The organism is Treponema saccharophilum DSM 2985, from assembly GCF_000255555.1.
Classification (GTDB): Bacteria; Spirochaetota; Spirochaetia; order Treponematales; family Treponemataceae; genus Treponema_D; species Treponema_D saccharophilum.
Genome location: NZ_AGRW01000033.1, coordinates 1 through 9074, shown reverse-complemented (window position 1 = coordinate 9074; position 9074 = coordinate 1). Strand labels below are relative to the sequence as shown.

At 54.0% G+C, this 9074-nt stretch carries 2 protein-coding genes, 1 tRNA gene and 4 rRNA genes; 6 read left to right on the top strand and 1 reads right to left on the bottom strand.

Translation table 11 applies throughout. From position 1 onward, the window contains the following. Positions 1 to 2161 (top strand): 23S ribosomal RNA (locus TRESADRAFT_RS02305); the annotation flags it as partial. A gap of 48 nt (positions 2162 to 2209) precedes the next feature. Beyond that, positions 2210 to 2320: ribosomal RNA gene (gene rrf / locus TRESADRAFT_RS02300) — 5S ribosomal RNA — on the top strand. Between the two features lie 425 nt (positions 2321 to 2745). Here rrf and TRESADRAFT_RS14850 read toward each other — a convergent pair. Further along, on the bottom strand, positions 2746 to 3531 hold the full coding sequence (locus tag TRESADRAFT_RS14850; protein ID WP_002702452.1) for a sigma-70 family RNA polymerase sigma factor: 786 nt from the start codon (positions 3529 to 3531) through the stop codon (positions 2746 to 2748). 543 nt (positions 3532 to 4074) lie between these two features. Here TRESADRAFT_RS14850 and TRESADRAFT_RS02290 point away from each other — a divergent pair. The 4 genes from TRESADRAFT_RS02290 to TRESADRAFT_RS02275 all read left to right on the top strand — a co-directional run. Then, a complete protein-coding gene (locus TRESADRAFT_RS02290; RefSeq protein ID WP_002702450.1) occupies positions 4075 to 5094 on the top strand; it encodes a replication initiation protein in 1020 nt (339 codons plus the stop codon). A 747-nt stretch (positions 5095 to 5841) separates the two neighbouring features. Then, positions 5842 to 7384: ribosomal RNA gene (locus tag TRESADRAFT_RS02285) — 16S ribosomal RNA — on the top strand. A 108-nt stretch (positions 7385 to 7492) separates the two neighbouring features. After that, positions 7493 to 7566 (top strand) — tRNA-Ile (locus TRESADRAFT_RS02280). 107 nt (positions 7567 to 7673) lie between these two features. Next, positions 7674 to 9074, top strand: a 23S ribosomal RNA gene (locus TRESADRAFT_RS02275); the annotation flags it as partial.

The window sequence follows — 9074 nt, the reverse complement described above, 5'->3', positions numbered from 1 at the left end:
GGAGGACCGAACAGTAATCTGTTAAAAAAGGTAGTGATGACCTGTGACTCGGAGCGAAAGACTAAACAAACCTGGAAATAGCTGGCTCTCCCCGAAATGCCTTTAGGGACAGCCTCATAGAAAGATAACGGGGGTAAAGCACTGGATGAGTGCGGGGGAGTCAAATCCTACCAAACTCAATCAAACTCTGAATACCGTTACCCAGCCTATGGGAGTGAGACTGCGTGCGACAAGGTTCGTAGTCGAGAGGGAAACAGCCCAGACCATCAGCTAAGGTCCCAGAATCATGCTAAGTGTGAAATGAAGTGCGGATGCACAGACAGCCAGGAGGTTGGCTCAGAAGCAGCCATTCCTTAAAAGAGTGCGTAACAGCTCACTGGTCGAGCATCCGTGCGCAGACAATGAAACGGGGCTAAGCATGATACCGAAGCTATGGATTCACACCTCTGGTGTGACTGGTAGGGGAGCATTCCAATAACCGATGAAGGAAGACCCGCGAGGGCTCCTGGAGGACTTGGAAGAGAGAATGCAGGTATAAGTAACGAAAAGACGGGTGCGATCCCCGTCCGCCGAAAACCAAAGGTTTCCAGGGTAAAGGCAATCTGCCCTGGGTAAGTCGGCCCCTAAGGTCAGGCTGTAAAGCGTAGCCGATGGGAAGTTGGTTTATATTCCAACACTTTGTACATTTCGATGTCATGACGCATGAGGTGAAATCCAGCAGGGCGACGGTTGTCCCTGTCTAAACAGCGATGCGTTGATTCCCGGGTTAAATTACGGGAAGAGATGAGCTGCGGGCTAAGCTGAGAAGATAGTCTCAGTAAGTGGACGTAATCAAGGTGCCAGGAAATAGTGACTAGGTTCAGGTGTACAAAACCGTACCGGAAACCGACACAGGTTGGTAGGATGAGTAATCTAAGGCGCACGAGCGACATCGCGTTAAGGAACTCGGCAAAATGCACACGTAACTTCGGAAGAAGTGTGGCTCCGTTTGTTGAAGATTGGAGCGGCAGAAAGCAGGCCCAGGCGACTGTTTACCAAAAACACAGCCATCTGCGAATCAGCAATGAGACGTATAGGTGGTGACGCCTGCCCGGTGCTGGAAGGTTAAGAGGAGCGGTTAGAGCAATCGAAGCTGTGAATCGAAGCCCCAGTAAACGGCGGCCGTAACTATAACGGTCCTAAGGTAGCGAAATTCCTTGGCGGGTAAGTTCCGCCCCGCACGAATGGCGTAACGATTCTGGGCACTGTCTCAACGCGATACTCGGTGAAATTTATATGTCGGTAAAGAAGCCGACTACTAACAATTAGACGGAAAGACCCCGTGAACCTTCACTGTAACCTAACGCTGGGATCCTATTTGTCATGTGTAGGATAGCTGGGAGGCTGCGAAGTCTGGGCGTCAGCTTGGATGGAGCCAATGGTGAAATACCAGCCTTGATAAATGGGATTTCTAACCCGCGCCTTGAAGCAGGAGTGGGGACAGGGTTAGGCAGGCAGTTTGACTGGGGCGGTCGCCTCCTAAATTGTAACGGAGGTGCGCGAAGTTCACCTCGCGGTGGTTGGAAATCATCGTACGAGTGTAAAGGCAAAAGGTGGATTGACTGCGAGAGAGACATCTCGAGCAGGTGCGAAAGCAGGTCTTAATGATCTGATGGTACTGAGTGGAAAGGCCATCACTTAACGGACAAAAGGTACTCCGGGGATAACAGGCTGATTTTCCCCAAGAGTTCACATCGACGGGAAAGTTTGGCACCTCGATGTCGGCTCATCGCATCCTGGGACTGGAGCAGGCCCCAAGGGTATGGCTGTTCGCCATTTAAAGCGGTACGTGAGCTGGGTTCAGAACGTCGCGAGACAGTTCGGTCCCTATCTGTTGTTAGCGTTGGAAATTTGAGTGGATCTGTCTTTAGTACGAGAGGACCGAGATGGACGAACCTCTGGTTTACCGGTTATCCTGCCAAGGGTAAGTGCCGGGTAGCTAAGTTCGGAACGGATAACCGCTGAAAGCATCTAAGTGGGAAGCCGGCCACAAGATTAGATTTCCCTGGGAACTCGATTCCCCTGAAGACTCCTCAGACACTATGAGGTTGATAGGCTTGCAGGTGTAAGCGTCGCGAGACGTTCAGCCGAGCAGTACTAATAAGTCGTGAGGCTTGGCCATATTATCGTTTCCTTACCGGACCTTTTTCCAAATTAATCTGTTTATTTTGCCCGTGGCCATAGAGGGGAGGATCCACCCGATCCCATTCCGAACTCGGAAGTTAAGCTCCCCATCGCCGATGATACTGCCGAAAGGTGGGAAAGTAGGTCGCTGCGGGCTTTTTTTTGCCCATTTCAATCCGCCGTCAAACCCGGCGGATTTTTTTTTGCCCTGAGGGATGTCCGGCTCCGGAAAGGCCGAATTCCGGGATGTCCTCCAGCCACGCGAGAACGCGCTACAACGGCCTCGAAAGGGCTCGGACGTGAAATTACTCAAAAAATCGTTTTGAACGCGCCTACGGGCCGTTAAATGGCCTTAGAGGGCTTCCCGGAGGGCATGCTCGACCGCCCGAATTCCGGGTTCCGGAAAAACGGCGAAATTCATGCCCCTCCCAAACGCGCGAAAACGGCCCGTGAAGCGCCTGACCCCCTAAAACGCATGATTACGCGATTTTTGCGTTCTGGCGCGCCTACGGGCCGTTAAATGGCCGTAGAGGGCTTCCCAGAGGGGGTACCCTCGCAAACGGGCCCCCGCTCGGGGAAAAATCACGCGGAAAGCCTCGTCCTCACGAATTCCCTCGCCCTCTTCTCGATGTTGCACGCCTGCTGCTTGGACAGCCCTATCGCCTTCGCAATCTCGGAGAACGGCTTCCCCGCTCCGTCCCTGGAGAAAATCCCGCTGTGCTCGGTTATCACGTAGAACATCCGCTCGTCGAACGCGCGGAGCCCCGAGAGCGCGACGCGCAGTGCCTGGACGTCCATCTTCCGGACGAGCTCCTCCTCCGGGGTCGTCGTCCGCTCGTCCCTGCAGAACCCCTGCGCCGCCCCGGGGCCGCCGTCCTCAGCCATCCCGTCGAGGCTCTCCGCGTACGGCGAGAACGAGAGCCTTTCGGAGAGCTTCCGCTCGGAGCATCCGGCAATCCTGGCGGCCTCGGACAGGCGTCGCGCGGAGCTCTTCGAGCTGTCCGTCGAGTCGAACGCCTCGCGGGCGGCCCGCGCCTTCGAGACCATATCGCGGGACACCTTGAAGTCGCGCGTCTTCTCGCTCAGCGCGTCGAATATGGCCTGGCGGATGCAGGGCACGGCGTACGTGCTGAACTTCCAGCCCATGTCCGGGTCGAACCGCTCCGACGCCTTGATGAGCCCGAGGACCGCCTCGCTCATCAGGTCGTCGAGGGGGAGCCCGCTGTTCCTGTACTTGCCCCGGGACGCCTCGTCTATCGCGAGGCCCATGTTGCACTCGACCAGCCTGTTCCTGGCTGAGACGTCACCGAGCCGCGCCCTTCTCGCCAGGGCGCACGTCTCCTCGTGGGAAAGCAAATCCTTTTTCATAGACTCCTCCTGCGCTCCGTACCCACCGCGGGGGCGGAAAAACACTTGTCATACGACATCTTGTCGACGTCATGCGGACGGCGACTCCGCCCCCGACCGGGGCACCCGCGCGGACAGAATATAAGCCGTTTTTCGCGATCGTCAAAAAAAACGGGGCAAATTTGCCAACTTGCGTCGTTTCGAGCGTCGCCCCGAGGCGGTCGACCTCGCGAAGCCTTATTTTACTAGGGTTCCCGAAAAAAAATCGCAAAAAAAAGGGCGTTTTTTCAATGACTCACTTTTTTCACAGTTGTGAGTCGTTGTAAGACTCTTTTTTTTTTTTTGTAGTCGTATAATACGCGTACGTCATTGCAAAACCGAAATTTGAGTCAAAACAGCTCACGTAGTTAAGTAGTCTTACAGAGCGATTTGACGTAGTTACGTAGTCAATGGGACGTAGTTACGTAGTCATTGAAACGCGGGAAGCCTAGTAAAATAAGGGGTTCCCGAGCCTATAAATACATAACTACTTTTAAATACATATAGGGGAGCGCCGCTAAAAAAATGCGAAAATCCGAAATCGTGAAAGCGAGCGAAAACGCCCGCTTCCTAAACGAGTCAAACGAAGTCAGCCGGGCCTTCTACACCTGCCCCGTCATGACCAAAAAACTCATCGTCATGGGGCTATACAAAATCGTCCCCGTCTTCAACCCGGAGAACTACAGGAAGACCGACCTCTCGAACCTCGGGGACAAATTCAAGTGGACCGACTTCTCCGCGACCTTCACCATCCAGGAATTCTGCAACGTCATGGGCATCGAGAACGGCGGCTTCCAGAGGGAGTCCATCGAGGAAGCCATAAGCACCGCGACAAAGCAGACGGTCCTCATAAAGACCCTGACCGACACCACCTACCTGCCGTGGTTCTCGCGCGCGAACTACAACAGGCCTACCGGGACGATAGAGCTCGTCTTCAACCCGTTCGTCATGAGGGCTGCCCTCGACATCCGCAGGAAGTACTCGAACATCGAGCTCGACAAGGTCGGCAAGCTCCGCTCGTTCTACGCAATCCGCTACTACGAGATTTGCCGCTCCTTCTACAACACCAAGGGCAAGTTCGGTAACCTGCCCGGCGAGTGGCACTCCTTCGAGCTTCCCCTGGACGAAATCCGCGAGATGTTCCAGCTCGGCGACCTCTACAAGGACCGGACGAACAACTTCATCGTGCGCATCGTCAAGAAGCCGCTCGAGGAGCTGAACTCCGTGGGGCTCGACTTCACCGTGGAGGCCGAAATCATCAGGAAGGGCGGCGGCAGGAAAATCCGCGGCATCATCTTCAAGTGCCGCGAGATAGCGCCCCTCAAGCAAATAAAGGCCGAGGACACCTCCGAAGCCAGGAAGGCGAAGCGCGAGACGAACCGCGACAAAATCCGCATGGAGAAGGCGAGGTCTCTCCCGGAGTGGGCGCAGGTGGCGGCCGACGTGCGCGCCGCGGCCGAGGACACGGACACGTTCATCCCCGACGGGCTCATGTTCGACGTCGCCGTCTTCACGGAGATGCAGCGAAGGGGAATCGTCAGGTAAAACCATCCCGGAAAAAGACCCCGAAAACCGCATTTTTTCCGGAACCCGGAATTCGGGCGGTCGAGCATGCCCTCCGGGAAGCCCTCTAAGGCCATTTAACGGCCCGTAGGCGCGTTCAAAACGATTTTTTGAGTAATTTCACGTCCGAGCCCTTTCGAGGCCGTTGTAGCGCGTTCTCGCGCGTCTGAGGGGGTCCTGAAATTTTGACGCTTTTCCGGAATTCCCCGGCGATTTTTCCGGAACCCGGAATTTGGGTGGTCGAGCATGCCCTCGGAGAAGCCCTCTAAGGCCATTTAACGGCCCGTAGGCGCGTTCAAAACGATTTTTTGAGTAATTTCACGTCCGAGCCCTTTCGAGGCCGTTGTAGCGCGTTCTCGCGCGTCTGAGGGGGTCCCGGAATTCGGCGATTTTCCCCGGGCGCTCCCTCCAGCTGCAGGTCGTTTTTCCGCCCCCCGGAAAAAAAATTTATTTTTTTTTCGAAGTGCTGTTGACACGTTTTTCGCATTTATGCTATGTTCACCGTCACCCGCTAACGAAGCGGATGCGAAACCTGTCCGGAAGGACAGAGCTATTTGAAACCGATAACAGGAATCAGTGAAGGAAAAAGATAGACATGGAGAGCGACCGGGGACGGTCGCTAACCAGGTTCTTCGAATGCCAAGGTCTCGGATTAACGGGGCCTACCGTTGAGATACGGAAGGAACCAAATTTGAAATTGAATCTTTACCCCTTCGGGGGTTTAGAATAATCATGGAGAGTTTGATTCTGGCTCAGAATGAACGCTGGCGGCGGGTCTTAAGCATGCAAGTCGGACGGCAAGGAAGTGCTTGCACTTCCCTAGAGTGGCGGACTGGTGAGGAACACGTTGGTGACGTACCCTTTGGATGGGGATAGCCGGTAGAAATACCGGGTAATACCGAATAAGGTCGGTGGTCTCGGAAGCCACCGAGGAAAGCGGCTTCGGCCGCGCCGAAGGAACGGCCTGCGTCCCATCAGCTTGTTGGCGGGGTAAAAGCCCACCAAGGCAATGACGGGTATCCGGCCTGAGAGGGTGAGCGGACACATTGGGACTGAGATACGGCCCAGACTCCTACGGGAGGCAGCAGCTAAGAATATTCCACAATGGGCGAAAGCCTGATGGAGCCACGCCGCGTGGACGATGAAGGCCGGAAGGTTGTAAAGTCCTTTAGCAAGTGAGGAATAAGCGGGACAGGGAATGGTCTCGTGGTGACTGTAGCTTGAGAATAAGGGTCGGCTAATTACGTGCCAGCAGCCGCGGTAACACGTAAGACCCTAGCGTTATTCGGAATTATTGGGCGTAAAGGGCACGCAGGCGGTTTGGTAAGTCAGGAGTGAAATACCGGAGCTTAACTCCGGTGCTGCTTTTGATACTGCTGAACTTGAATCAGTGAGGGGTGACCGGAATTCCTAGTGTAGGGGTGAAATCTGTAGATATTAGGAAGAACACCGGTGGCGAAGGCAGGTCACCAGCACATGATTGACGCTCAGGTGCGAAGGTGCGGGGAGCAAACAGGATTAGATACCCTGGTAGTCCGCACAGTAAACGATGCACACTTGGTGTCCGCTCTTAAGAGTGGGTGCCGTAGCTAACGCTTTAAGTGTGCCGCCTGGGAAGTATGCCCGCAAGGGTGAAACTCAAAGAAATTGACGGGGGCCCGCACAAGCGGTGGAGCATGTGGTTTAATTCGATGGTACGCGAGGAACCTTACCTGGGTTTGACATACAGGGGCAAGGCTCAGAGATGAGCCCCGGTAGCAATACCTCCCTGAACAGGTGCTGCATGGCTGTCGTCAGCTCGTGCCGTGAGGTGTTTTGTTAAGTCAAAAAACGAGCGCAACCCCTACTGTCAGTTACTAACGCGTAATGGCGAGGACTCTGGCGGAACTGCCGACGACAAGTCGGAGGAAGGCGGGGATGACGTCAAGTCATCATGGCCCTTATGTCCAGGGCTACACACGTGCTACAATGGTGAGTACAAAGCGATGCAAGACCGCGAGGTTAAGCGAAACGCAAAAAACTCACCGTAGTTCGGATCGGAGTCTGAAACTCGACTCCGTGAAGCTGGAATCGCTAGTAATCGCGCATCAGCACGGCGCGGTGAATACGTTCCCGGGCCTTGTACACACCGCCCGTCACACTATCCGAGCCGGGGATACCCGAAGCAGGTAGGCTAACCGCAAGGGGGCCGCTTTCTAAGGTATGACTGGTAAGGGGAGTGAAGTCGTAACAAGGTAGCCGTACTGGAAAGTGCGGCTGGATCACCTCCTTCTGCAAGGCAGAAGGTAATAAAAAGTGGCTGCGGTGTACGCAGCCGACGAGAACTTGGTTTGAGCCTGGTTTTCCTCGTCTGTCTTTTTTCGCTGGTTTTTGTATATAGGGGATGGTAGCTCAGTTGGTTAGAGCACCGCTCTGATAAGGCGGGGGTCGATAGTTCAACTCTATCCCGTCCCATCAGGACTGAATCAGAGGTTCTAAAGTTATTTGAAACACGATTAGGGAAGGAAGAAGGTTTTACTCAATGAGTTTTTATTCGCCTCGTTGAGTGGAAAAGATAATATGGTCAAGCGAATTATAGGTTAATGGTGGATGCCTATGGAGCTGTGAGACGATGAAGGACGTGATAAGCTGCGATAAGCCACGGTTAGGAGCACATATCCTTTGACCCGTGGATTTCCGAATGGGGTAACCCGGCTGGAGTGATCCAGTCACTGCGCACCTGAATAAAATAGGGTGGCAGAGCGATACTGAGTGAAGTGAACCATCTAAGTAACTCGGGAACAGACATCAATTGAGATTCCGCAAGTAGCGGCGAGCGAACGCGGATCAGGCCAAACCGGTTTTCCGGGGTTGTAGGGCTGCATGGGGATGACCCGGCAAGTCATAAAACTAAGTGATAGCAGAATAGTTTGGGAAGGCTAACCAAAGTGGGTGAAAGTCCCGTATGCGAAATCCCTTAGTCTTGCTGATGCAGTACCTGAGTACGGCGGGGCACGTGAAACCCTGTCGGAATCTGGGTCGACCACGATCCAAGCCTAAATACTACACAGCTACCGATAGTGAACAAGTACCGTGAGGGAAAGGTGAAAAGAACCCTTGTAAAGGGAGTGAAATAGAACCTGAAACCATTAACTGGCAAGATGTCATAGCCCGCAAGGGTGGTGGCGTGCCTTTTGTAGAATGAGCCTGCGAGTTATGTTATGCAGCAAGGTTAAGGGATTGAAGTCCCGGAGCCGAAGCGAAAGCGAGTCTGAATAGGGCGATTTAAGTTGCATGCCATAGACCCGAAGCCAAGGTGATCTAGTCATGGGCAGGTTGAAGCTCGGGTAAAACCGAGTGGAGGACCGAACAGTAATCTGTTAAAAAAGGTAGTGATGACCTGTGACTCGGAGCGAAAGACTAAACAAACCTGGAAATAGCTGGCTCTCCCCGAAATGCCTTTAGGGACAGCCTCATAGAAAGATAACGGGGGTAAAGCACTGGATGAGTGCGGGGGAGTCAAATCCTACCAAACTCAATCAAACTCTGAATACCGTTACCCAGCCTATGGGAGTGAGACTGCGTGCGACAAGGTTCGTAGTCGAGAGGGAAACAGCCCAGACCATCAGCTAAGGTCCCAGAATCATGCTAAGTGTGAAATGAAGTGCGGATGCACAGACAGCCAGGAGGTTGGCTCAGAAGCAGCCATTCCTTAAAAGAGTGCGTAACAGCTCACTGGTCGAGCATCCGTGCGCAGACAATGAAACGGGGCTAAGCATGATACCGAAGCTATGGATTCACACCTCTGGTGTGACTGGTAGGGGAGCATTCCAATAACCGATGAAGGAAGACCCGCGAGGGCTCCTGGAGGACTTGGAAGAGAGAATGCAGGTATAAGTAACGAAAAGACGGGTGCGATCCCCGTCCGCCGAAAACCAAAGGTTTCCAGGGTAAAGGCAATCTGCCCTGGGTAAGTCGGCCCC

Excerpts from the sequence above, each read along its gene's own strand:
- TRESADRAFT_RS14850 (WP_002702452.1), bottom strand. The coding sequence starts at position 3,531 with ATGAAAAAGGATTTGCTTTCCCACGAGGAGACGTGCGCCCTGGCGAGA.
- TRESADRAFT_RS02290 (WP_002702450.1), top strand. The coding sequence starts at position 4,075 with ATGCGAAAATCCGAAATCGTGAAAGCGAGCGAAAACGCCCGCTTCCTA.